This is a genomic window from Streptomyces sp. NPDC052042, from assembly GCF_044548345.1.
Lineage (GTDB): Bacteria > Actinomycetota > Actinomycetes > Streptomycetales > Streptomycetaceae > Streptomyces.
On record NZ_JBIUBU010000003.1, the window covers coordinates 78,693 to 101,907 of the forward strand.

Sequence of the window (23,215 nt, forward strand, 5' to 3'; positions counted from 1 at the left end):
CTCCCGTCCGTTGAGTGAGACTGGTCCAGATATCTGAGGTATGAGGAATCGAGGTCGGATGATGCGTACGCGTCCGCTGAAGGTGGCGCTGCTGGGCTGTGGAGTGGTCGGCTCAGAGGTGGCGCGCCTCATGACGACGCACGCCGACGACCTCGCCGCGCGCATCGGCGCGCCGGTCGAGCTCGCCGGCGTCGCCGTCCGCCGGCCCTCCAAGGTGCGTGAGGGCATCGATCCCGCACTGATCACCACGGATGCGACGGCCCTGGTCAAACGGGGCGACATCGACGTCGTCATCGAGGTCATCGGCGGCATCGAGCCCGCCCGCGCGCTCATCACCACCGCCTTCGAGCACGGGGCGAGCGTCGTCTCCGCGAACAAGGCGCTGCTGGCCGAGGACGGCGCGGCCCTGCACGCCGCCGCCGAGAAGCACGGCAGGGACCTCTACTACGAGGCCGCGGTCGCCGGGGCCATCCCGTTGGTACGGCCGCTGCGCGAGTCCCTCGCCGGCGACAAGGTCAACCGGGTGCTCGGCATCGTCAACGGCACCACCAACTTCATCCTCGACCGGATGGACACCAGCGGCGCCGGATACTCCGAGGCGCTCGACGAGGCCACCGCGCTCGGTTACGCGGAGGCCGACCCGACCGCCGACGTGGAGGGCTTCGACGCCGCCGCCAAGGCCGCGATCCTGGCCGGCATCGCCTTCCACACCCGGGTCAGGATCGGTGACGTGCACCGCGAGGGCATCACCGAGGTCACCGCCGCCGACATGGTCTCCGCCCGCCGGATGGGCTGCACCGTCAAGCTTCTCGCGATCTGCGAGCGTGCCGCCGACGGCAACTCCGTCACCGCGCGGGTGCACCCCGCGATGATCCCGCTGAGCCACCCGCTGGCCTCCGTCCGCGAGGCGTACAACGCCGTCTTCGTCGAGGCCGAGGCGGCCGGACAGCTCATGTTCTACGGCCCCGGCGCGGGCGGCTCGCCGACCGCTTCCGCGGTCCTCGGCGACCTGGTCGCGGTCTGCCGCAACAAGCTCAACGAAGCCACCGGCCCCGGCGAGTCCGCGTACACGCGGCTGCCGGTCAGCCCCATGGGCGATGTCGTCACGCGCTACCACATCAGCCTCGACGTGGCCGACCGGCCCGGCGTACTCGCCCAGGTCGCGACGGTCTTCGCCGAGCAGGGCGTGTCGATCGACACCGTCCGCCAGCAGGGCAGGAACGCGAGCGGCGTCGACGCGGCCGCCGCCGCGCAGGACGGCGGCGAGGCGTCCCTCGTCGTCGTCACCCACCGCGCGCCCGACGCCGCCCTCTCGGCGACCGTCGAGGCGCTGCGCAAGCTCGACACCGTGCGCGGTGTCGCCAGCATCATGCGTGTCGAAGGGGAGTAAGGACCCATGACCAGCACCAGCAAGGGCACCCACCAGTGGCGCGGCATCATCGAGGAGTACCGGGACCGGCTTCCGGTCACGGACACGACGCCGATCGTCACGCTTCGTGAAGGCGGTACGCCGCTCGTCCCCGCCCAGGTCCTCTCCGAGCGCACGGGCTGCGAGGTGCACCTCAAGGTCGAGGGCGCCAACCCCACCGGTTCCTTCAAGGACCGCGGGATGACGATGGCGATCACCCGCGCCAAGGAGGAGGGCGCGCGCGCCGTCATCTGCGCCTCCACCGGCAACACCTCCGCCTCCGCCGCCGCGTACGCGGTACGCGCCGGCATGGTCTGCGCCGTCCTGGTGCCGCAGGGCAAGATCGCGCTCGGCAAGATGGGGCAGGCGCTGGTGCACGGCGCCAAGATCCTCCAGGTGGACGGCAATTTCGACGACTGCCTGACGCTGGCCCGCGCGCTTTCGGACAACTACCCGGTGGCGCTGGTCAATTCGGTCAACCCGGTCCGCATCGAGGGCCAGAAGACCGCCGCGTTCGAGATCGTCGACGCCCTCGGCGACGCCCCGGACGTCCATGTCCTCCCGGTCGGCAACGCGGGCAACATCACCGCGTACTGGAAGGGGTACAAGGAGTACGCCGCGGACGGCCTGGCCACGCACACCCCGCGCATGTGGGGCTTCCAGGCGTCGGGTTCGGCCCCCATCGTCCGCGGCGAGGTCGTCAAGGACCCGTCGACGGTCGCCACCGCGATCCGGATCGGCAACCCGGCCTCCTGGCAGTTCGCGCTGAACGCCCGGGACGAATCGGGCGGTTTCATCGATGAGGTGACGGACCGCCAGATTCTGTCCGCCTACCGGCTGTTGGCCTCCCAGGAGGGCGTCTTCGTGGAGCCCGCCTCGGCCGCCTCGGTCGCCGGTCTGCTGAAGGCCGCGGAGCAGGGCAAGGTCGACCCGGGCCAGAAGATCGTCTGCACGGTCACCGGCAACGGCCTCAAGGATCCCGACTGGGCCGTCGCGGGCGCCCCGCAGCCGGTCACGGTCCCGGTCGACGCGGCCGCCGCAGCCGAGAGGCTGGGCCTCGCGTAGAGCCGTCGAACGGCCCCGGGAAGGGGCGGGCCGGAAGCCGGAGCGGGAGCCGGTCGGCGAACGGGACGGCCGACTCCATCCGGACTCCGTCCGGCCCGCCCCCTTCCGCCGGTCCTGTCATCCTTCGGTCGTTTCCCGTCGTTTTCGGCCGGGGCTCGGTCGTCGGACCGTCGCTTCCGGCGGTCCCCTCGGCCGTCGGCCCGTCCTCCTCCCGCCGGTTCTCGTCGGTTCCGTCGCTTTCGTCGGCTCCGCCACTTCTCGGTCGTCATCGGCCGCATCGGGGGAGCACGGATCGGCGGCCGGATCGGGGGAGCACGGATCGGCGCGGAGGTGCCGTCGGTGCAACGGCCGTTCGCCGACGGGCGAGAATCCGGATCGGCCGCCCCTTCCCGAGGACCGAGAGCGCGTGGGGGGCAGGCGACACGCATCGTGCGCCTCCTGTGCGCCCTATGTCGCCACAGAACCTTCCTTCGATAAGCTGTAAGCAACCCTCCCGCCGCATATGCCGCGGTGCAAGGGCGATCGTGGCCGTCGGCTCCCGGAATCACTCTCCGGAACCCACTTCCCGCCGCCACGACCTCCGCCGACACTGAGAAAACGCTTCACCACCCCCGCCGCCTCACAAGGAGATACGTCCAACCGATGGCCGGTCCTGCTTTCCGAGCCGCCGCCGTCCGGGTGCGCACCCCCGCGACCAGCGCAAACCTGGGTCCGGGTTTCGACGCCTTCGGCCTCGCGCTGGGGCTTTACGACGACGTCGTCGTGCGCGTGGCCGACTCCGGACTGCACATCGACATCGCGGGCGAGGGCGCCGACACCCTGCCGCGGGACGAGGGACACCTCCTCGTCCGCTCCCTGCGCACGGCCTTCGACCTGCTCGGTGGGCAGCCTCGCGGCCTGGAGATCGTCTGCGCCAACCGCATCCCGCACGGACGTGGCCTCGGCTCCTCCTCGGCGGCCATCTGCGCCGGCATCGTCGCCGCCCGCGCGGTGACCACCGGCGGAGACAGCCGGCTCGACGACGCCGCGCTGCTGGACCTCGCCACCGAGATCGAGGGCCATCCGGACAACGTCGCGGCCTGCCTGCTCGGCGGATTCACCCTTGCGTGGACGGACGGCGGGGCGGCCCACGCGATCAGGATGGATCCTGCGGATTCCATCGTTCCGGTGGTTTTCGTCCCCGACCAGCCGCTGCTGACCGAGACCGCCCGCGGACTGCTGCCGCGCACGGTCCCGCACGTCGACGCCGCCTTCAACGCCGGCCGTTCCGCACTGCTCGTCGAGGCCCTGACCAGGCGCCCCGAACTGCTGCTCACCGCCACCGAGGACCGACTGCACCAGGAGTACCGCGCCCGGGCGATGCCGCAGAGCGCGGATCTCGTGCACCGGCTGCGCGCCGACGGTGTGCCCGCGGTCATCTCCGGTGCCGGGCCGACCGTGCTCGCACTGGTCGAGGACGGTGCCGCCGACAAGGTCGCACGGCTGGCGGGCGAGGGCTGGGCCGCCAATCGGCTCGTCCTCGACGCCCCCGGGGCAAGTGTGCTTCCGCTCGCCCCGTAGCCGAGAGGTTGAGGGTCGGGTGGCCGAGACGTGATTGCCGGTGAGCGAGAGGGGGAATGTTTGTTGGAGCCGGTAGTGTTAACCTCAAGTCTGCAACCCACGTCCATGAGGCGTGTTGCTCCGTGTCCCTTTCCGGGACCACCACTTCTCCGGGAGCCTCCCCAAACTGCCTGAGCAGCCTGCCTGAGCAGTTTCGTGCACGCTCCGGAACCGGCACGACACATCCCTCGCTCAATCCAGGAGTGGGCCGAGCAAGAGGGATGTCCGCGCCAGACCTACGCACACCTTGACTCTTCCGCCGTACCCGGCGGACCACCGCCCCGGCACGGTCCGCAAGAAGGAAAGACCGCAGCCGGACAGCACAACCGGTCGCCGAGCCAGAAGGCCGACGTCCGCTCCAGGGAAGGACCCTTCGTGAGCGACACCACCGATCTGATGGGCGTGACTGCCGACAAGAACGTCGACAGCGCCGCGCCCGCCGAAGGTGCTGCCACTGGCACCACCACACGGCGCCGCCGCTCCGGCACCGGCCTTGAGGGCATGGTCCTGGCCGAGCTGCAGCAGGTCGCGTCCGGCCTCGGCATCAAGGGCACCGCGCGGATGCGCAAGGGCCAGCTGATCGAGGTCATCAAGGAGGCGCAGGCGGGCAACGCCGCGCCCAAGGCCGCCGCGCCCGCCGCCGATGCCGAGACCAAGCCGAAGCGCCGGACCACGTCCAAGGCGCGCACCGGCGAGGACACCGCGGCCGCCGCGCCCGCCGAGAAGGCCGTCGCCGCCCAGCAGCAGATCGACATCCCCGGCCAGCCGGCCAGCGACGAGCAGCCCGCGGTCGAGCGCCGCCGGCGCCGTGCCACCGCCCAGGCGGGCAGCCCGGAGCCGAAGGCGGAGAGCAAGCCGGCCGCCGAGGCCGCGGCCGAGACCAAGGCCGCCGAGCCGAAGGGCGAGGAGCGCGCCGAGGCCGCCACCGAGACGGCCGAGGGCCGCCGCGGCGACCGCCAGGACCGCGGCCAGCGCGGCGACCGCCAGGAGCGCGGGGACCGCCGCGACCGGCAGCGCGACCGCCGCGGCAAGGGCGAGGAGCAGAGCCCGGGCAGCCAGGGGCAGCAGAGCGGCCAGCGCCAGCAGCGCCAGGGCAGCGCGCAGGACGACGGTTTCGACGACGACGCAAGCGGCCGTCGCAGCCGCCGGGGTCGCTACCGCGACCGCCGGGGCCGTCGCGGGCGCGACGACTTCGGGAGCGAGGTCCAGGTCTCCGAGGACGACGTCCTGATCCCCGTCGCGGGCATCCTGGACATCCTCGACAACTACGCGTTCATCCGGACCTCCGGCTACCTGCCCGGCCCGAACGACGTGTACGTCTCGCTGGCCCAGGTCCGCAAGAACGGCCTGCGCAAGGGCGACCACGTCACCGGCGCGGTGCGGCAGCCCAAGGACGGCGAGCGGCGCGAGAAGTTCAACGCCCTGGTCCGCCTCGACTCGGTGAACGGCATGGCGCCCGAAACCGGCCGCGGCCGACCGGAGTTCCAGAAGCTGACCCCGCTCTACCCGCAGGACCGGCTCCGGCTGGAGACCGACTCCAACGTCCTGACGACGCGGATCATCGACCTGGTCGCGCCGATCGGCAAGGGCCAGCGCGGGCTGATCGTGGCCCCGCCGAAGACCGGCAAGACCATGATCCTGCAGGCGATCGCCAACGCGATCACGGTCAACAGCCCCGAGTGCCACCTGATGGTCGTCCTGGTCGACGAGCGTCCGGAAGAGGTCACCGACATGCAGCGGTCGGTGAAGGGCGAGGTCATCTCCTCGACCTTCGACCGTCCGGCCGAGGACCACACCACCGTCGCCGAGCTGGCCATCGAGCGCGCCAAGCGTCTCGTCGAGCTGGGTCACGACGTGGTCGTGCTGCTGGACTCCATCACCCGCCTCGGCCGCGCGTACAACCTCGCGGCCCCGGCTTCCGGACGCATCCTGTCCGGTGGTGTCGACTCGACCGCGCTGTACCCGCCGAAGCGCTTCTTCGGTGCCGCGCGCAACATCGAGGACGGCGGCTCGCTGACGATCCTGGCCACCGCGCTCGTCGAGACCGGCTCGCGCATGGACGAGGTGATCTTCGAGGAGTTCAAGGGCACCGGCAACATGGAGCTCAAGCTCGACCGGAAGCTCTCGGACAAGCGCATCTTCCCCGCGGTGGACGTCGACGCGTCCAGCACCCGCAAGGAGGAAATCCTGCTCGGCGGCGAGGAGTTGGCCATCGTCTGGAAGCTGCGCCGAGTGCTGCACGCGCTCGACCAGCAGCAGGCGATCGAGCTCCTGCTGGACCGGATGAAGAAGACCCAGTCCAACGCGGAGTTCCTGCTCCAGATCCAGAAGACGACGCCCGCCCCGGGCAACGGCAACGACTGACGCCGTACCGGCAGGCTCACAGGGCCGCCCCCGCCACCATCGAGGTGACGGGGGCGGCCCTGTTCGCGTCCGCACGCACGGATCCGGGAAGCACGCGCCCGCGCACGAGCCCGTTCGATCCGGGAATCACCCCTGCCCGCTTCAACGAAGCACGCACCCGCGCACGGGCCCCGTGTGCCTGCCGCGGATTCCGCACGCCCGCGCGCGATCCCGTGCCTCGACCCGGTTCTTTCGGTCGATTCCTTCGAACCGGCACTTTCGGCCGATCCGAGACCTTCGCCACATGGCGGACCGGGCGCCCCTTGTTGCCCAGAGGGCGGTGTTCGGCGAGAAACCGCAGGTGAGCGCCGGGTCGCTGACTGTTCATTCCTGCCGGAAGAGTCTTTTGAGCTGATTCGTCCATCCCGCAGGTATGGCGAATCGCTGTGCAACCCTTCTTCGTGCCGCGACGTCGTACGAAGTGCCGCGATAGCGAAAGAAGCGGCGACAACGCGTCAAAGCCGATCAAACAGTGCGCACGCACCGCAGCCGGGGGTGGCCGCGAGGAGCCGAGGACAGAGGGAGAAGGATGAGCGGGCAGAAGGGGAGCGGTGTCCGAATACGCCCCACCGGAAGGCGCCGGAAGAAGCATTCCCGCCGTCGGCGGGCGGCGGTGGTCGCCGCCTGGACCCTGGCGGGTGCCGTGGCCGTCGGCGGGGGCGGGCTGGCCTTCGCCTACTTCCAGCTCAACGGCAACCTCAAGGCTGTCGACATCAACGCGGCGCTCGGCAAGAACCGCCCCGACGACGTCGACGACGGCTCCCAGGACCTCCTGGTGCTCGGCTCCGACTCCCGCTCCGGCGCGAACGCCGCTTACGGCACCGACGAGGGCACGGCCCGTTCCGACACCGCGATGGTCCTGCACATCGACAAGGGCCACCGGACCGCGTCCGTCGTCTCCATCCCGCGCGACACCCTCGTCACCCGCCCCGACTGCGTCAGCGACACCACCGGGCAGGTCGTTTTGGGGCAGCGGCGCGCCATGTTCAATACGGCGTACGAGGTCGGCGGGCCGGCCTGCGCGGTCAAGACGGTCGAGTCCATGTCCGGTATCCGCATGGACCACTACCTGGAGATCGACTTCACCGGCTTCAAGAAGCTCATCGACGAACTGGGCGGTGTCAGGATCACCACCACCCGGGCGATCGACGACCCCGAGAGCCATCTCGACCTCGCCCCCGGCACCCACGTCCTCGACGGTGAGCAGGCGCTGGGCCTCGTCCGCACCCGCAAGAGCGTCGGCGACGGCAGCGACCTCGGCCGCATCCAGCTCCAACAGGCGTTCATCAAGGCGCTGATGGAACAGGTCAGGAGCGTCGGGGTGTTCTCCAGCCCGAAGTCCCTGTTCGGCCTCGCGGACGCCGCGACCAAGGCCGTGACCACCGACTCCGACCTGGGATCGGTCAAGGAACTGGCCGCCTTCGCGAACGGCCTCAAGGGGCTCGGCCCGAAGAACGTCCACATGGTGACCCTGCCCGTCCAGTACGACCCGGCCGACCCGAACCGGGTCGTACCGATGGCGGAGTCCGCCCGCCAGGTGTGGGACGCGCTCAGGCGGGACCGGCCGATCCCGGACTCCGCCACCCGGGATTCGGCCGGTGACAAGGGCGTCGCGGGCGGTATCGTCCGCTGACCCCGGCCGCTTCGCCGGCGCCGGTCCATGGGGGCGGGCGCTGATCGGTGAGGACCGCCGCTCGACGTGGGAGCCCAGTCCGCAGGAGGCCCGGTCCCAGAGGGCCCCGGTCCGTGGGAATCCTCGTCCGTGCGGGCCGTCGGCGGCCTGTGGAGACCCCGGTCGTGCGAACCGTCCGCAGATGACGGTTCGTGAGGGGGCGTGACATTCGGTGGCGGACCGGTGGGTCCGGCGGCCTTCCGCGGCGCGGGCGAGGGGCCGGGAATAGGTGCGGACCGCCCCCGGTTTTGGGAGATGCGGCCAGTCCTGGCAAACTGGACCGTCGGCCCCGGTTCACGGGCACGCACCCCGCGCGTCCGACCCGGTGCCCTCCCGAACCTAGGAGTATCCCTTGAAGCGCGACATCCACCCCGCGTACGTCGAGACGCAGGTCAGCTGCACCTGCGGCGCGTCGTTCACCACCCGGAGCACCATCGAAGGCGGCACCATCCGCGCCGACGTCTGCTCCGAGTGCCACCCGTTCTACACGGGCAAGCAGAAGATCCTCGACACCGGTGGCCGTGTGGCCCGCTTCGAGGCCCGCTTCGGCAAGGCTGCCGGCTCCGCCAGCAAGTAGCGAGCCACTGCGCCGGTTCTCGGCGCCCTCTCGGGGGCGTCGGGACCGGCGCTTTTCCGGCTCGGGGTACGGGACGTCCCCGCATCCCCGCCAGGACGGCGCTCCGCCGTCCAGCAGGCACGTCCGAGTGAAGGAACCAGGAGCCCGAAGATGTTCGAGGCGGTCGAGGAACTGATCGGTGAACAGGCCGATCTGGAGAAGCAGCTCGCGGACCCGGCGGTCCACGCCGATCAGGCCAACGCGCGCAGGCTGAACAAGCGCTACGCCGAGTTGAACCCGATCGTCGCCACGTACCGCGCCTGGAGGCAGGCCGGTGACGACATCGGAACGGCCCGTGAACTCGCCGCCGACGACCCCGACTTCGCCGCCGAGGTCAAGGAACTGGAGCAGCAGCGCGAAGAGCTCACCGAGAAGCTCCGCCTCCTGCTGGTCCCGCGCGACCCCAGCGACGACAAGGACGTGCTCCTGGAGATCAAGGCGGGTGCCGGCGGCGACGAGTCCGCCCTGTTCGCCGGGGACCTGCTGCGGATGTACCTGCGCTACGCCGAGCGCGTCGGCTGGAAGACCGAGATCATCGACTGCACCGAGTCGGAGCTCGGCGGATACAAGGACGTCCAGGTCGCGGTGAAGACCAAGGGTGGCAACGGCGCCACCGAGCCCGGCCAGGGCGTCTGGGCGCGGCTGAAGTACGAGGGCGGGGTGCACCGCGTGCAGCGGGTGCCGTCCACCGAGTCCCAGGGCCGCATCCACACCTCCGCCGCCGGTGTGCTCGTCACCCCCGAGGCGGAGGAGGTCGACATCGAGATCCACCAGAACGACCTCCGCATCGACGTCTACCGTTCCTCCGGCCCCGGCGGCCAGTCCGTCAACACCACGGACTCGGCCGTCCGCATCACCCACCTGCCGACCGGGGTCGTCGCCTCCTGCCAGAACGAGAAGAGCCAGCTCCAGAACAAGGAGCAGGCCATGCGCATCCTGCGCTCGCGGCTGCTCGCCGCCGCCCAGGAGAAGGCCGAGGCCGAGGCCGCCGACGCCCGCCGCAGCCAGGTCCGCACCGTGGACCGCTCCGAGAAGATCCGTACGTACAACTTCCCGGAGAACCGGATCTCGGACCACCGCGTGGGGTTCAAGGCGTACAACCTCGACCAGGTGCTCGACGGCGACCTGGATTCGGTGATCCAGGCGTGTGTCGACGCCGACTCCGCCGCGAAGCTCGCCGCAGCATAGGAACGGCCGCACGCCTCGACGGGTGCGGCCGTTCCGAGCCCAGCCCGCCCCGCCCGTGAAACCGTACGGAGTACCGCGATGAACCTGCTGCTCGCCGAGGTGGCCCAGGCCACCCAGCGGCTGGCCGACGCCGGTGTGCCCTCACCGCGATTCGACGCGGAGGAACTCGCCGCGTTCGTGCACGGCGTCCATCGGGGCGAGCTGCACCGAGTGCCGGACGCGGACTTCGACGCCCGCTACTGGGAGGCCATCGCCCGCCGGGAGGCCCGCGAACCGCTCCAGCACATCACCGGCCGCGCCTTTTTCCGCTATCTGGAGCTCCAGGTCGGGCCCGGTGTCTTCGTCCCCCGCCCGGAGACCGAGTCGGTCGTCGGCTGGGCGATAGACGCCGTGCGCGCCATGGACGTCGTCGAGCCGACCGTCGTCGACCTGTGCAGCGGATCGGGCGCCATCGCCCTGGCCATCGCCCAGGAGGTGCCGCGCTCCCGGGTGCACGCCGTGGAGCTCTCCGACGACGCCCTCAAGTGGACCAGGAAGAACGCCGAGGGGTCCAGGGTGACCGTCCACCACGGCGACGCCCTCACCGCCCTTCCCGAACTCGACGGCCAGGTCGACCTGGTCATCTCCAACCCGCCGTACATCCCGCTCACCGAATGGGAGTACGTGGCACCCGAGGCACGCGACCACGACCCGGAGATGGCCCTGTTCTCCGGCGAGGACGGCCTCGACACCATCCGCGGCATCGAGCGCACCGCACACCGCCTGCTGCGCCCCGGCGGCCTCGTCGTCGTCGAGCACGCCGACACCCAGGGCGGTCAGGTGCCGTGGATCTTCGCCGAGGAACGCGGCTGGACCGACGCGGCCGACCACCCCGACCTCAACAACCGTCCGCGCTTCGCCACCGCCCGCAAGGCCACCCCGTGACCGGCGGCACCCGCACCCGGGGCCCGGCAGTGACCGGCGGCACCTGTCCGCACGCCCCGCACCCGCCATACCCGTACACGCTTGAGGAGGCCGGCTGATGGCACGGCGATACGACTGCAACGACGCGACCGACCGTACGACGGGGCTGCGCGAGGCCGTCTCGGCCGTCCGCCGCGGCGAACTGGTCGTGCTGCCCACCGACACCGTGTACGGCGTCGGCGCGGACGCCTTCAGCTCCGAGGCCGTGGCCGATCTGCTCGCCGCCAAGGGCCGTGGCCGCGCCATGCCCACTCCCGTCCTGATCGGCTCCCCGAACACGCTGCACGGCCTGGTGACCGACTTCTCCGAGCACGCGTGGGAGCTCGTCGACGCCTTCTGGCCGGGCGCCCTCACCCTCATCGCCCGGCAGCAGCCGTCGTTGCAGTGGGACCTCGGGGACACCCGAGGCACCGTCGCCATCCGGATGCCGCTGCACCCCGTCGCCATCGAACTGCTCACCGAGTTCGGCCCGATGGCCGTCTCCAGCGCCAACCTCACCGGCCACCCCGCCCCCGAGAACTGCGACGCCGCCCAGGAGATGCTCGGCGACTCCGTCTCCGTCTACCTCGACGGCGGACCGACGCCCGGCATCGTGCCGTCGTCCATCGTCGACGTGACCGGCAAGGTCCCCGTACTGCTGCGCGCGGGCGCGGTCTCCGCCGAAGAACTCCGCAAGGTCGTACCCGACCTCGAGGTGGCGAATTGACCGCCCCTGAGGGGCGTGGCATAGCGGGGCGGGCCGACACTTTCCGCATCCTCCACGTCAGCACCGGCAATGTCTGCCGCTCGCCGATCACCGAGCGGCTGACCCGGCATGCCCTGGTGGACCGCCTCGGCGATCCGCTGCTGGGCGGGCTGATCGTGGAGAGCGCGGGCACCTGGGGCCACGAAGGCGCCCCCATGGAGGCCAACGCCGAGGTCGTCCTCGCCGACTTCGGCGCCGACCCCACGGGCTTCGTCGGACGCGAACTCCTCGACGAGCACGTGATCCGCGCCGACCTGGTGCTGACGGCCACCCGCGACCACCGGGCGCAGGTCATCTCGATGGGGCACTCGGCCGGGCTGCGGACCTTCACCCTCAAGGAGTTCACCCGCCTGGTCCGCGCCATAGACCCGGCCACGCTGCCCGATCCGCGTGAGGAGGGCGTCGTCGAGCGCGCCCGCGCACTGGTGCGCGCCGCCGCCGCGCTGCGCGGCTGGCTGCTGGCGCCCGACGCCGAGGCGGACGAGGTGAACGACCCGTACGGCGCCCCGATCACGTTCTTCCGTTCCATCGGCGACGAGATCAACCAGGCCCTGGACCCGGTCGTCACCGCGCTGACCGGCGTACCGGCCATGCACTGACCGCAGTGACCCGGTGCACGCGGCCACCGCGTGCACTGAGCGGAACGCCTCCGTGCCGGCCGTGTGCCGACCGGCCTACCGGCGGGTGCCGGCCGGGGCGACCGGCCGGACCACACACAGGACCACCCGGGAGGGCGTCGGCCCGGAGCGCCCGTACGAGCCGGCACGGGCGGGAACCCCGGCCGGGCGCCGCAACGAGCGTGCGGCACGGGCCGGTGTGCGGCATGGGCCACGGGCCGTGGGCCGTGCGCCGACCGGAGCGCCGGGGCGCGTTCGGCCGGCCGGCTGTAAGCCGCTCTCGCGGCCGTGCGCGGGGTCGGACGCCGGGCGGGCCGCACCGGTGCGGGACGGGGCCGCACAACGGGCAGCGGGCCCGCCCCGGGCCTACATTGGAGCTGACGTCAGCGCACCCACTCCAGGCCCGGAGCCGCAGATGCCGGTCACCACTCCCGCCGCCCAGCCCTCGCCCCCCTCCACCGCCGGCGCGGTTCTGCCCCAGGACTTCGACGCCCTGCTCCGGGAGGACCCGGAGATCGCCGACGTGCTGCTCGCGGAGCTGGAACGGCAGTCGAGCAGCCTGCAGCTGATCGCCGCCGAGAACTTCACCTCGCCCGCGGTCCTCGCGGCCCTCGGCTCCCCGCTCGCCAACAAGTACGCCGAGGGCTACCCCGACGCCCGCTACCACGGCGGCTGCGAGAACGCCGACGCCGCCGAACGCCTCGCCCGCCACCGGGCCACCGCCCTCTTCGGCGCCGACCACGCCAATGTCCAGCCGCACTCCGGCTCCTCCGCCGTCCTGGCCGCGTACGCCGCCCTGCTGCGCCCCGGCGACACGGTCCTGGCGATGGGGCTCCCGTACGGCGGCCACCTCACACACGGCTCGCCGGCCAACTTCTCCGGCCGCTGGTTCGAGTTCGTCGGGTACGGGGTGGACCCCGAGAGCGGCCTGATCGACTACGCGCAGGTGCGCGCCCTGGCCCACGCCCACCGGCCGAAGGCGATCGTCAGCGGCTCGATCGCCTACCCCCGGCATCCGGACTACGCGCTGTTCCGGGACATCGCCGACGAGGTGGGCGCGTACCTCATCGCCGACGCCGCGCACCCGATGGGGCTGATCGCCGGGGGAGCGGCGCCGAGCCCGGTCCCGTACGCCGACGTGGTCTGTGCCACCACGCACAAGGTGCTGCGCGGCCCGCGCGGCGGGATGATCCTGTGCGGCGCGGAGCTGGCCGAGCGGATCGACCGGGCGGTGTTCCCGTTCACCCAGGGCGGTGCGCAGATGCACACGATCGCGGCGAAGGCCGTCGCGTTCGGGGAGGCGTCCGCCCCGGCGTTCGCCGCGTACGCCCGCGGGGTGGTCGAGCACGCCCGGGCGCTGGCCGCCGGGCTGGAGGCGGAGGGCTTCGAGATCACCACGGGGGGCACGGACACCCATCTGATCGTCGCGGACCCGGCCCCGCTGGGTGTCGACGGGCGGGCCGCCCGGGACCGGCTGGCGGCCGTGGGCCTGGTGCTGGACGTCTGCGCGCTCCCGTACGGGGACGCCCGCGGCATCCGGCTCGGCACGGCGGCGGTGACCACGCAGGGTCTGGACGACGCGGACATGGTCCGGCTGGCGGCGCTGTTCGGGGCGGCGGTGCGCGGGGATGCCGAGGCGGGCCGGACGCGTGCGGAGGTCCGGGAACTGGCCCGCGCGCATCCGCCGTACCCGCCCGGGGCGCCCGGGGCGCCCGGCGCCGGTCCGGGCCGGGGCACGGCCGATCCGTCCTGAGCGGTGCCGGACCGGGCCCACCGACGGGGCCGGAACGTGGAACCGCCGGGCCCTTCCACGGTGTCTTCGGTCATGAGCCCGCGGTGTCCTCGACCAGGAGGCGCTTCCTCCGGAAGGTCTATGGTGTGGGCTGAGATGGCCGGCGAAATCTGTGGGGCAGCCCGTGCGTGATTACCTGCTGACGCTCTGCGTCACGGCTGCGGTGACCTATCTGCTGACCGGTCCGGTGCGCAAGTTCGCGATCGCGGCCGGGGCGATGCCCGCGATCCGCGCGCGCGACGTGCACCGGGAGCCGACACCGCGGCTCGGCGGCATCGCCATGTTCGGCGGGCTGTGCGCGGGTCTGATCGTCGCGGCGCATCTGCACAACCTCGACTGGGTCTTCAAGTACTCCGACGAGCCGCGGGCGCTGCTCTCCGGGGCCGCGCTGATCTGGCTGATCGGCGTCCTGGACGACAAGTTCGAGATCGACGCGCTGATCAAGCTCGGCGGGCAGATGATCGCCGCCGCCGTGATGGTGCTCCAGGGCCTGACGATCCTGTGGCTGCCCATCCCCGGCATCGGCACGGTCGCGCTCACCCAGTGGCAGGGCACGCTCCTCACGGTCGCCCTGGTCGTCGTCACCATCAACGCGGTCAACTTCGTCGACGGCCTGGACGGGCTCGCGGCGGGCATGGTGTGCATCGCCTCGGCCGCGTTCTTCCTGTACACGTACCGGCTCTGGTACGGGCACATGATCGAGGCGGCGGCCCCGGCGACGCTGTTCACGGCGATCCTGATGGGCATGTGCCTGGGCTTCCTGCCGCACAACATGCACCCGGCCCGGATCTTCATGGGCGACTCGGGGTCGATGCTGATCGGTCTCGTGCTGGCGGCCGGGACGATCTCCGTCACCGGCCTGGTCGATCCGGACACGATGAAGCTCTTCGCGGGCAGCGAGCGCGAGGCCACGCACGCGATGCTGCCGGTCTTCATCCCGCTGCTGCTGCCGCTGACCATCATCGCGATCCCGACGGCGGACCTGGTGCTGGCGATCGTGCGGCGCACCTGGAACGGGCAGTCACCGTTCGCCGCGGACCGCGGGCATCTGCATCACCGGTTGCTGGAGATCGGCCATTCGCACAGCAGGTCCGTGCTGATCATGTATTTCTGGTCGGCCCTGATCGCGTTCGGGGCGATCGGCTATTCCGTGCATTCGACGTCCCTGTGGATCGTGTTGGTGATCATGGGACTGAGCGCGCTGGGACTGGTGCTGCTGCTGATGCCGCGGTTCATGCCCAGGGCGCCGTACTGGGCGGAGCGCTTCCTGCCGCCCCGCTACCGCCGCCGCGCTCGCGGCACGCGGGTACCGGAAGGGTCTCCGGTGGAGGCCTGGAACGCTCAACAGCCGCTTGCCGAAGGGAAGATGGGGCAGGAGGCTACGGAGTCGGAGGAGCGGTCCGGTACGGTGGCCGTGGGAGTGTCCGGCGTCAACGGGGCGACCGCCATCGGCGCTCGTTCGCGTCTTTCGGACAGAGATGCGGCCGATACCGCCCGCTGACGATTCGGTCATCACGGGCAATATCAGGTCAGAAGTAGAGTTGCTCTGCTCCCATGCGCACATTCACTCTCACATGTGAGAGTAAGCACAGATCTTGGTAAAGACCTCATCAAATAGTTTGTGATACCGTTCACTAGGCCCGGTGGCGGAGTTGAAGGACTTGAGTACCACGGTCCAACGGCCCGAGGCATCGACTCGGACCGGGCTCACGTTTCGTCCATGACGACACCCCATATGACCCCTGCGGAGTCGCCAGCATGCCTTCCCAAGCCCCTCGAATGCTGCTCACCGTTCTCGGCGTGACGGCCGCGACCGGTGCTGTGGCCACACTGATCGCCGGAATCGTCGCCGGCGGCCAGGGTGCGCTCGGCGGCGCATTGGGCACCGTGGTGGCGGTGGCTTTCTTCGGGATCGGCCTGGCTCTGCTCGAACGGGTGGGGAGGCGTTGGCCCGAGCTGTTCCTCGGCGCCGGGCTGCTGGTCTACATGACCCAGATCCTGGTGCTCGTGCTGCTGTTGCGGGGTTTCAGGGACGCCACGTTCATGAACGGCCGCGCCTTCGGGATCGCGGTGGTGGCCTGTGTGTTGGCCTGGCTCGTCGGCCAGGTTTGGACGCACGTGCGATCCCGTACCCCCTATGTGGTGCCCGCCACCGGCGAACCGGAGCCCCGCGGATGAGGCTCGGACGTGACGGCGTCGAGCTCTCGGGTAGGGGCGGCATAAAAGGCTTCGCTGCGGGCTGCTATCGTCCCTCGGCGAGAGTCGGTTGGCTGATGAGCCGAGAGCCGAGCGGGGCAGAGGTCCGTCCGTTCGGTGCCTGCGCCGGAGGCGTCCGGCGACCATCTTGCTCCGGTATCCCCGGAAACACATTCCCGTACCGCTACGTGGCCCCGCGCCACGCAGATATCGAGGTAGCCGTAACCATGCGTCATACCGAAGGAGCCCGCGGTGAGTGGTGACCAGTTGCTCGCCTTCGAGACTGACTGCCATCTCTTCAAGGGATGCGGCTTCCCCGCCCCCAGCACGTGGTCGTTCATCTTCGAACCGCTCTTCACCGTCGGGTCGGTCGAGGTCAACAAGCCGATGCTGCTGGCGGTCATCGGGTCCATCGCCATCCTCGGCTTCCTCTGGGCCGGCTTCGCCAAGCCGAAGGTCGTGCCCGGGAAGCTCCAGATGGTCGCCGAGGCTCTTTACGACTTCGTGCACCGAGGCATCCTCCGCGAAGTGATCGGCAAGAAGGGGGAGGCGTTCGCCCCCCTGCTGGTGTCGCTCTTCTTCTTCGTCTGGATGCTGAACCTCTGGGCGATCATCCCGGTGGCGCAGTTCCCGGTGAGCTCGGTCATCGCCTATCCGATCGCGCTCGCCGGAATCGTCTGGGTCACGTACATGACCGTGACCTTCAAGAACCACGGTCTGGTCGGTGGCATCCGGAACCTGTGCGTGCCGAGCGGTCTGCCCAAGCCGATCTACGTCGTGCTGACACCGCTCGAGTTCATCTCGAATGTGTTGGTGCGGCCGTTCACGCTCGCCGTCCGACTCTTCGCCAACATGTTCGCCGGTCACATCCTGATCCTGATCTTCACGACCGCGACCTGGTACATGCTGGGCACCTTCCTGGGCACCGTCTACGCAGGGGCCTCGTTCCTGATGACGCTGGTGCTCACGGTGTTCGAGATGTTCATCCAGGCACTTCAGGCATACGTCTTCACGGTGCTGACCGCCACGTACCTCTCCCAGGCGCTCGAAGAGGCGCACTGAGAGCCTGGCCGTCCCACGGCCGGCCCCACCCCAGTCGTCCGGTGGACCCAGTGACCACCGGCCCACCAAGATAAGGAACCACGGACATGTCTGCTGCTCTCGAAACCCTCGCGGCCGTCAACGGTAACGTCGGCACCATCGGTTACGGCCTTGCCGCGATCGGCCCGGGTATCGGTATCGGCATCATCTTCGGTAACGGTGTGCAGGCCATCGCCCGCCAGCCCGAGGCCGCCGGCCTCATCCGTCAGAACATGCTGCTCGGCTTCGCGGTTGTCGAGGCGCTCGCCCTCATCGGCTTCGTCGTTCCGTTCATCCTCTAAGTGACGCACCACGCCGTAAGCACCCGATGAAAGGTCCACCATGACCATGATGTTCATGGCAGCCGAGGCACCGCAGAATCCGCTTTTCCCGGTCTGGCCGGAACTCGTCATCGGCCTGCTCTGCTTTGGCATCGTCTTCTTCGTCCTGGCCAAGAAGCTCCTCCCGAACATCAACCAGGTTCTGGAAGAGCGCCGCGAGGCCATCGAAGGCGGCATGGAGAAGGCCGACGCGGCCAAGATCGAGGCCGAGAGCGTACTGGAGCAGTACAAGGCCCAGCTCGCCGAGGCCCGTCACGAGGCCGCCCGGCTGCGCCAGGAGGCGCAGGAGCAGGGCACCGCCATCATCCAGGAGATGAAGGCGGAAGGTCAGCGGCAGCGTGAGGAGATCATCGCTGCCGGTCACGCCCAGATCGAGGCCGACCGCAAGGCCGCGGCCACCGCGCTGCGCCAGGACGTGGGCACGCTCGCCGTCGAACTGGCCGGCAAGCTCGTCGGGGAGTCCCTTGAGGACCACGCCCGGCAGAGCGGCACCGTCGACCGCTTCCTCGACGAGCTCGAAGCCAAGGCCGATGCGAAGGCCGAGGCCGTCCGATGAACGGAGCGAGCCGCGAGGCACTGGCTGCCGCGCGTGAGCGCCTCGACTCGCTGACCGACAGCACCTCGGTCGACGCGGGGAAGCTCGCCGACGAGTTGGCCGCCGTCACGGCGCTGCTCCAGCGCGAGGTCTCACTGCGACGGGTCCTCACCGACCCGTCGCAGGCCGGCGAGGCCAAGGCCGAGCTGGCCGGACGACTGCTGAGCGGTCAGGTGGGCGGCGAGACCGTCGACCTGGTCTCCGGCATGGTCCGCTCGCGCTGGTCGCAGTCGCGCGACCTGGTCGACTCCGTCGAGGAGCTGGCGGACATCGCGGATCTCACCGCTGCCCAGCGGGCCGGGAACCTCGATGACGTCGAGGACGAGCTGTTCCGGTTCGGCCGGATCGTCTCCTCCGACAAGGACCTGCGTGCCGCGCTCACCGACCGGTCCGCGTCCGACACCGCCAAGAGCCAGCTGCTGCGCAGCCTGCTCGGTGGCAGGACCCGGCCGACGACCGAGCGTCTGGTCACGCGCCTCGTCATCCAGCCGCGCGGACGTAGCCTGGAAGCGGGACTCGAGTCCCTGTCCAAGCTGGCCGCGGAGCGCCGCAACCGCATGGTCGCCGTAGTCACCTCGGCGGTGCCGCTGAGCGACCAGCAGAAGCAGCGACTCGGTGCGGTACTGGCGAAGATCTACGGTCGGCCCATGCATCTGAATCTCGACGTGGACCCCGAGGTCCTCGGCGGGATCGCGGTGCGGGTCGGTGACGAGATCATCGACGGCACCATCGCGGAGCGCCTCGCCGAGGCGAACCGTCGCATGGGTGGCTGACGAGCCGACGCGGCAAGAGAAGTAGAGCAAGACCAGCGGCCCGGTTGGGCCGTGCAGAAACTGCAGAAGATTCCTGGGGGTCGGCCCCCAGACCCCCTTAAGAAACTTCGGGCCCAACAAGGAGAGCAGGGAACCCAGATGGCGGAGCTCACGATCCGGCCGGAGGAGATCCGGGACGCACTGGAGAACTTCGTCCAGTCGTACAAGCCGGACGCGGCCTCGCGCGAGGAGGTCGGTACGGTCAGCGTTGCCGGCGACGGCATCGCCAAGGTCGAGGGACTTCCCTCGGCCATGGCGAACGAGCTGCTGAAGTTCGAGGACGGCACCCTCGGCCTCGCCCTCAACCTTGAGGAGCGGGAGATCGGTGCGATCGTCCTCGGCGAGTTCGACGGGATCGAGGAGGGCCAGACGGTGCAGCGCACCGGCGAGGTGCTCTCCGTCGGCGTCGGCGAGGGCTTCCTCGGCCGCGTCGTCGATCCCCTCGGCAACCCGATCGACGGCCTTGGCGAGATCGCGACCGAAGGCCGCCGTGCCCTTGAGCTGCAGGCGCCCGGTGTCATGCAGCGCAAGTCGGTGCACGAGCCGATGGAGACCGGATACAAGGCCGTTGACGCCATGACCCCGGTCGGCCGTGGTCAGCGTCAGCTGATCATTGGTGACCGCCAGACCGGCAAGACCGCCCTGGCCGTCGACACGATCATCAACCAGCGCGACAACTGGCGCTCGGGCGACGTCAACAAGCAGGTCCGCTGCATCTACGTCGCCGTCGGTCAGAAGGGCTCCACCATCGCGTCCGTGCGCGCGGCCCTCGAAGAGGCCGGCGCACTGGAGTACACGACGATCGTCGCCGCCCCGGCGTCCGACCCGGCCGGCTTCAAGTACCTCGCCCCGTACACCGGTTCGGCCATCGGCCAGCACTGGATGTACCAGGGCAAGCACGTCCTGATCATCTTCGACGACCTGTCGAAGCAGGCTGACGCCTACCGTGCCGTGTCGCTGCTGCTGCGCCGCCCGCCGGGCCGTGAGGCCTACCCGGGTGACGTCTTCTACCTGCACTCCCGCCTGCTCGAGCGCTGTGCCAAGCTCTCGGACGAGCTGGGTGCCGGCTCGATGACCGGTCTGCCGATCGTCGAGACCAAGGCCAACGACGTCTCGGCGTTCATTCCGACCAACGTCATCTCCATCACCGACGGCCAGTGCTTCCTGGAGTCCGACCTGTTCAACGCCGGTCAGCGCCCGGCCCTGAACGTCGGTATCTCCGTCTCCCGTGTCGGTGGCTCCGCCCAGCACAAGGCGATGAGGCAGATCTCCGGCCGCCTCCGCGTGGACCTCGCCCAGTTCCGTGAGCTGGAGGCGTTCGCCGCCTTCGGTTCCGACCTGGACGCCGCGTCGAAGGCTCAGCTGGAGCGTGGTCAGCGCATGGTCGAGCTGCTGAAGCAGCCGCAGTACCAGCCGATGGCCACGGAGAACCAGGTCGTCTCCATCTGGGCCGGCACCAGCGGCAAGATGGACGACGTCCCGGTCGTCGACATCCGTCGCTTCGAGACCGAGATGCTGGCGTACCTCCGCCAGAACCACTCGGGCCTCCTGGCCTCCATCCGTGAGGGCGGCAAGATGTCGGACGACACGCTGCAGGCCGTCGGTGACGCCATCGCGGAGTTCAAGAAGCAGTTCGAGACCTCTGACGGCAAGCTGCTCGGCGAGGACGTCTCCGCCGTCAACGTCTCGAAGTGACGACGGAAGGGACCTGACTCATGGGAGCGCAGCTCCGGGTCTACAAGCGTCGCATCAAATCCGTCACCGCGACGAAGAAGATCACCAAGGCGATGGAGATGATCGCCGCCTCGCGCGTCGTCAAGGCGCAGCGCAAGGTGCGCGCGTCGACGCCGTACGCCACCGAACTCACCCGCGCGGTGACCGCGGTGGCGGTGGGTGCCAGCGACAAGCACGCACTCACCACCGAGGCGGAGAACCCGACCCGTGCCGCGGTCCTGCTCCTGACGAGCGACCGCGGTCTGGCCGGCGCCTTCAACTCCAACGCCATCAAGTGGGCGGAGCGGCTCATTCGGAAGCTGGAGGGCGAGGGCAAGGAGGTCGACGTCTACGTCGTCGGCCGCCGCGGCGTCGCGCATTTCAACTTCCGTGAGCGCCAGCTGGTCGAAACATGGACCGGCTTCACGGACGAGCCGACGTACGCGGACGCGAAGGCGATCGGCGAGCCGCTGATCCAGGCGATCGAGAAGGACACGGCCGAGGGCGGTGTGGACGAACTCCACATCGTCTACACCGAGTTCGTCTCGATGATGACGCAGACGGCGGTCGAGGCCCGGCTGCTGCCCCTCAGCCTCGACGAGATCGCGAAGGAGGCCGGCGAGACGCGCGCGATCCGTCCGCTGTACGACTTCGAGCCGTCGGCGGAGGAAGTGCTGGACGCCCTTCTGCCGCGCTACGTCGAGAGCCGGATCTACAACGCGTTGCTCCAGTCCTCGGCCTCGAAGCACGCCGCCACGAGGCGCGCGATGAAGTCGGCGACCGACAACGCGGGTGAGCTCATCACCAACCTCACCCGACTTGCCAACGCGGCCCGCCAGGCCGAAATCACCCAGGAAATCAGCGAGATCGTCGGTGGCTCCGCAGCCTTGGCCGACGCGACCGCGGGGAGTGACAAGTAATGACGACCACTGTTGAGACGGCCGCCGCCACGGGCCGCGTCGCCCGGGTCATCGGCCCGGTCGTCGACGTGGAGTTCCCCGTCGACGCGATGCCGGAGATCTACAACGCGCTGCACGTCGATGTGCCGGACCCGTCCGGCGACGGCACCAAGACGCTGACCCTCGAGGTCGCACAGCACCTCGGTGACGGCATGGTCCGCACCATCTCCATGCAGCCCACCGACGGTCTGGTCCGCCAGGCCCCGGTGACCGACACGGGCGCCTCCATCACGGTCCCGGTCGGCGACGTCACCCAGGGCAAGGTGTTCAACACCCTGGGCGAGGTCCTGAACGAGGACCCGTCCACGGTCGCGAGCGCCGAGCGCTGGGCGATCCACCGCAAGGCCCCGGCCTTCGACCAGCTCGAGTCCAAGACCGAGATGTTCGAGACCGGCCTGAAGGTCGTCGACCTCCTCACCCCGTACGTCAAGGGTGGAAAGATCGGTCTGTTCGGTGGTGCCGGTGTCGGCAAGACCGTTCTGATCCAGGAAATGATCATGCGTGTGGCGAAGCTGCACGAGGGTGTGTCGGTCTTCGCGGGTGTCGGTGAGCGCACCCGTGAGGGCAACGACCTCATGGTCGAGATGGAGGAGGCCGGCGTTCTGGACAAGACCGCCCTGGTCTTCGGCCAGATGGACGAGCCCCCGGGCACCCGTCTGCGCGTGGCCCTCGCCGGTCTGACCATGGCGGAGTACTTCCGCGATGTGCAGAAGCAGGACGTGCTGTTCTTCATCGACAACATCTTCCGCTTCACCCAGGCCGGTTCCGAGGTGTCGACCCTGCTCGGCCGTATGCCCTCCGCGGTGGGCTACCAGCCGAACCTGGCCGACGAGATGGGTCTCCTCCAGGAGCGCATCACCTCGACCCGTGGTCACTCGATCACCTCGATGCAGGCGATCTACGTCCCCGCCGACGACCTCACCGACCCGGCGCCGGCGACCACCTTCGCCCACCTCGACGCGACGACGGTTCTGTCCCGTCCGATCTCCGAGAAGGGCATCTACCCGGCCGTGGACCCGCTGGACTCCACGTCCCGGATCCTGGACCCGCGCTACATCGCGCAGGACCACTACAACGCCGCCATGCGCGTCAAGGGGATCCTGCAGAAGTACAAGGACCTCCAGGACATCATCGCGATCCTCGGTATCGACGAGCTGAGCGAAGAGGACAAGCTCGTTGTCCAGCGTGCTCGCCGCGTCGAGCGCTTCCTGTCCCAGAACACCCACGCGGCGAAGCAGTTCACCGGCGTGGACGGTTCGGACGTCCCGCTCGAGGAGTCGATCGCCGCGTTCAACGCGATCTGCGACGGTGAGTTCGACCACTTCCCGGAGCAGGCGTTCTTCATGTGCGGTGGCCTGGAGGACCTCAAGGCCAACGCCAAGAAGCTCGGCGTTTCCTGAACCGACGGTTCATCGAGGGGGGCGGGTGCGTCCCGCCCCCCTCACCACGCC

20 protein-coding genes are annotated in these 23,215 nt (G+C 69.9%); all 20 read left to right on the forward strand.

Going from position 1 to position 23,215, the window contains the following annotated elements; translation table 11 throughout:
• Positions 1-58 precede the first annotated feature (58 nt).
• The 20 genes from ACIHCL_RS07785 (at position 59) to atpD (ending at position 23,164) form a co-directional block, all read left to right on the forward strand.
• Positions 59-1,390 carry a homoserine dehydrogenase gene (locus ACIHCL_RS07785; protein ID WP_399858201.1) on the forward strand — a complete coding sequence of 444 codons (1,332 nt, stop codon included), beginning with the start codon at positions 59-61 and terminating at the stop codon, positions 1,388-1,390.
• Between the two features lie 6 nt (positions 1,391-1,396).
• Positions 1,397-2,473, forward strand: a complete 1,077-nt coding sequence (thrC, locus tag ACIHCL_RS07790) for a threonine synthase (RefSeq protein WP_399858203.1) — start codon at positions 1,397-1,399, stop codon at positions 2,471-2,473.
• Positions 2,474-3,115: 642 nt separating this feature from the next.
• Positions 3,116-4,033, forward strand: coding sequence for a homoserine kinase (gene thrB, locus ACIHCL_RS07795; RefSeq protein WP_399858206.1), 918 nt, complete (start codon positions 3,116-3,118; stop codon positions 4,031-4,033).
• Positions 4,034-4,447: 414 nt separating this feature from the next.
• A complete protein-coding gene (gene rho / locus ACIHCL_RS07800) occupies positions 4,448-6,436 on the forward strand; it encodes a transcription termination factor Rho (RefSeq protein WP_399858209.1) in 1,989 nt (662 codons plus the stop codon).
• A gap of 568 nt (positions 6,437-7,004) precedes the next feature.
• Positions 7,005-8,108 (forward strand): LCP family protein, encoded by a 1,104-nt coding sequence (locus tag ACIHCL_RS07805; RefSeq protein ID WP_399858212.1) that lies wholly within the window; start codon positions 7,005-7,007, stop codon positions 8,106-8,108.
• 391 nt (positions 8,109-8,499) lie between these two features.
• On the forward strand, positions 8,500-8,724 hold the full coding sequence (rpmE, locus tag ACIHCL_RS07810) for a 50S ribosomal protein L31 (RefSeq protein WP_399858214.1): 225 nt from the start codon (positions 8,500-8,502) through the stop codon (positions 8,722-8,724).
• Between the two features lie 150 nt (positions 8,725-8,874).
• The gene (prfA, locus tag ACIHCL_RS07815; protein ID WP_399858217.1) at positions 8,875-9,951 is read left to right on the forward strand and encodes a peptide chain release factor 1; all 1,077 of its coding nucleotides are present in this window, start codon (positions 8,875-8,877) and stop codon (positions 9,949-9,951) included.
• A 78-nt stretch (positions 9,952-10,029) separates the two neighbouring features.
• The gene (gene prmC, locus ACIHCL_RS07820) at positions 10,030-10,875 is read left to right on the forward strand and encodes a peptide chain release factor N(5)-glutamine methyltransferase (protein ID WP_399858219.1); all 846 of its coding nucleotides are present in this window, start codon (positions 10,030-10,032) and stop codon (positions 10,873-10,875) included.
• Positions 10,876-10,972: 97 nt separating this feature from the next.
• Entirely contained in the window at positions 10,973-11,620 is a 648-nt protein-coding gene (locus ACIHCL_RS07825) for an L-threonylcarbamoyladenylate synthase (protein WP_399858221.1), read from the forward strand.
• A complete protein-coding gene (locus tag ACIHCL_RS07830) occupies positions 11,617-12,258 on the forward strand; it encodes a protein-tyrosine-phosphatase (protein WP_399858224.1) in 642 nt (213 codons plus the stop codon). Before ACIHCL_RS07825 ends, ACIHCL_RS07830 begins: the two co-directional genes overlap by 4 nt.
• Before the next feature lie 433 nt (positions 12,259-12,691).
• Positions 12,692-14,029 (forward strand): serine hydroxymethyltransferase, encoded by a 1,338-nt coding sequence (glyA, locus tag ACIHCL_RS07835; RefSeq protein WP_399858227.1) that lies wholly within the window; start codon positions 12,692-12,694, stop codon positions 14,027-14,029.
• A gap of 151 nt (positions 14,030-14,180) precedes the next feature.
• Positions 14,181-15,569 carry an MraY family glycosyltransferase gene (locus ACIHCL_RS07840; protein WP_399858230.1) on the forward strand — a complete coding sequence of 463 codons (1,389 nt, stop codon included), beginning with the start codon at positions 14,181-14,183 and terminating at the stop codon, positions 15,567-15,569.
• A 278-nt stretch (positions 15,570-15,847) separates the two neighbouring features.
• A complete protein-coding gene (locus tag ACIHCL_RS07845) occupies positions 15,848-16,246 on the forward strand; it encodes a hypothetical protein (RefSeq protein WP_399858233.1) in 399 nt (132 codons plus the stop codon).
• Between the two features lie 252 nt (positions 16,247-16,498).
• The gene (atpB, locus tag ACIHCL_RS07850) at positions 16,499-17,326 is read left to right on the forward strand and encodes a F0F1 ATP synthase subunit A (RefSeq protein WP_399858941.1); all 828 of its coding nucleotides are present in this window, start codon (positions 16,499-16,501) and stop codon (positions 17,324-17,326) included.
• Positions 17,327-17,412: 86 nt separating this feature from the next.
• Positions 17,413-17,646: an ATP synthase F0 subunit C gene (gene atpE / locus ACIHCL_RS07855; RefSeq protein ID WP_399858234.1), complete on the forward strand. Its 234-nt coding sequence runs from the start codon at positions 17,413-17,415 to the stop codon at positions 17,644-17,646.
• 46 nt (positions 17,647-17,692) lie between these two features.
• Positions 17,693-18,241 (forward strand): F0F1 ATP synthase subunit B, encoded by a 549-nt coding sequence (locus ACIHCL_RS07860; RefSeq protein WP_399858943.1) that lies wholly within the window; start codon positions 17,693-17,695, stop codon positions 18,239-18,241.
• Positions 18,238-19,053 (forward strand): F0F1 ATP synthase subunit delta, encoded by an 816-nt coding sequence (locus ACIHCL_RS07865; protein WP_399858237.1) that lies wholly within the window; start codon positions 18,238-18,240, stop codon positions 19,051-19,053. The genes ACIHCL_RS07860 and ACIHCL_RS07865 overlap by 4 nt, the downstream gene beginning before the upstream one ends.
• Before the next feature lie 138 nt (positions 19,054-19,191).
• Positions 19,192-20,787 (forward strand): F0F1 ATP synthase subunit alpha, encoded by a 1,596-nt coding sequence (gene atpA / locus ACIHCL_RS07870; protein WP_399858239.1) that lies wholly within the window; start codon positions 19,192-19,194, stop codon positions 20,785-20,787.
• A gap of 20 nt (positions 20,788-20,807) precedes the next feature.
• Positions 20,808-21,725: a F0F1 ATP synthase subunit gamma gene (locus ACIHCL_RS07875; protein WP_399858241.1), complete on the forward strand. Its 918-nt coding sequence runs from the start codon at positions 20,808-20,810 to the stop codon at positions 21,723-21,725.
• A complete protein-coding gene (gene atpD / locus ACIHCL_RS07880) occupies positions 21,725-23,164 on the forward strand; it encodes a F0F1 ATP synthase subunit beta (RefSeq protein ID WP_399858243.1) in 1,440 nt (479 codons plus the stop codon). The genes ACIHCL_RS07875 and atpD overlap by 1 nt, the downstream gene beginning before the upstream one ends.
• Positions 23,165-23,215 lie beyond the last annotated feature (51 nt).

Coding starts and splice junctions, on each gene's coding strand:
- ACIHCL_RS07805 (WP_399858212.1), top strand. CDS start 7,005: ATGAGCGGGCAGAAGGGGAGCGGTGTCCGAATACGCCCCACCGGAAGG.
- atpD (WP_399858243.1), top strand. CDS start 21,725: ATGACGACCACTGTTGAGACGGCCGCCGCCACGGGCCGCGTCGCCCGG.
- glyA (WP_399858227.1), top strand. CDS start 12,692: ATGCCGGTCACCACTCCCGCCGCCCAGCCCTCGCCCCCCTCCACCGCC.
- thrC (WP_399858203.1), top strand. CDS start 1,397: ATGACCAGCACCAGCAAGGGCACCCACCAGTGGCGCGGCATCATCGAG.
- atpA (WP_399858239.1), top strand. CDS start 19,192: ATGGCGGAGCTCACGATCCGGCCGGAGGAGATCCGGGACGCACTGGAG.
- prfA (WP_399858217.1), top strand. CDS start 8,875: ATGTTCGAGGCGGTCGAGGAACTGATCGGTGAACAGGCCGATCTGGAG.
- ACIHCL_RS07860 (WP_399858943.1), top strand. CDS start 17,693: ATGATGTTCATGGCAGCCGAGGCACCGCAGAATCCGCTTTTCCCGGTC.
- ACIHCL_RS07825 (WP_399858221.1), top strand. CDS start 10,973: ATGGCACGGCGATACGACTGCAACGACGCGACCGACCGTACGACGGGG.
- atpE (WP_399858234.1), top strand. CDS start 17,413: ATGTCTGCTGCTCTCGAAACCCTCGCGGCCGTCAACGGTAACGTCGGC.
- prmC (WP_399858219.1), top strand. CDS start 10,030: ATGAACCTGCTGCTCGCCGAGGTGGCCCAGGCCACCCAGCGGCTGGCC.
- ACIHCL_RS07865 (WP_399858237.1), top strand. CDS start 18,238: ATGAACGGAGCGAGCCGCGAGGCACTGGCTGCCGCGCGTGAGCGCCTC.
- ACIHCL_RS07785 (WP_399858201.1), top strand. CDS start 59: ATGATGCGTACGCGTCCGCTGAAGGTGGCGCTGCTGGGCTGTGGAGTG.
- ACIHCL_RS07875 (WP_399858241.1), top strand. CDS start 20,808: ATGGGAGCGCAGCTCCGGGTCTACAAGCGTCGCATCAAATCCGTCACC.
- ACIHCL_RS07845 (WP_399858233.1), top strand. CDS start 15,848: ATGCTGCTCACCGTTCTCGGCGTGACGGCCGCGACCGGTGCTGTGGCC.
- thrB (WP_399858206.1), top strand. CDS start 3,116: ATGGCCGGTCCTGCTTTCCGAGCCGCCGCCGTCCGGGTGCGCACCCCC.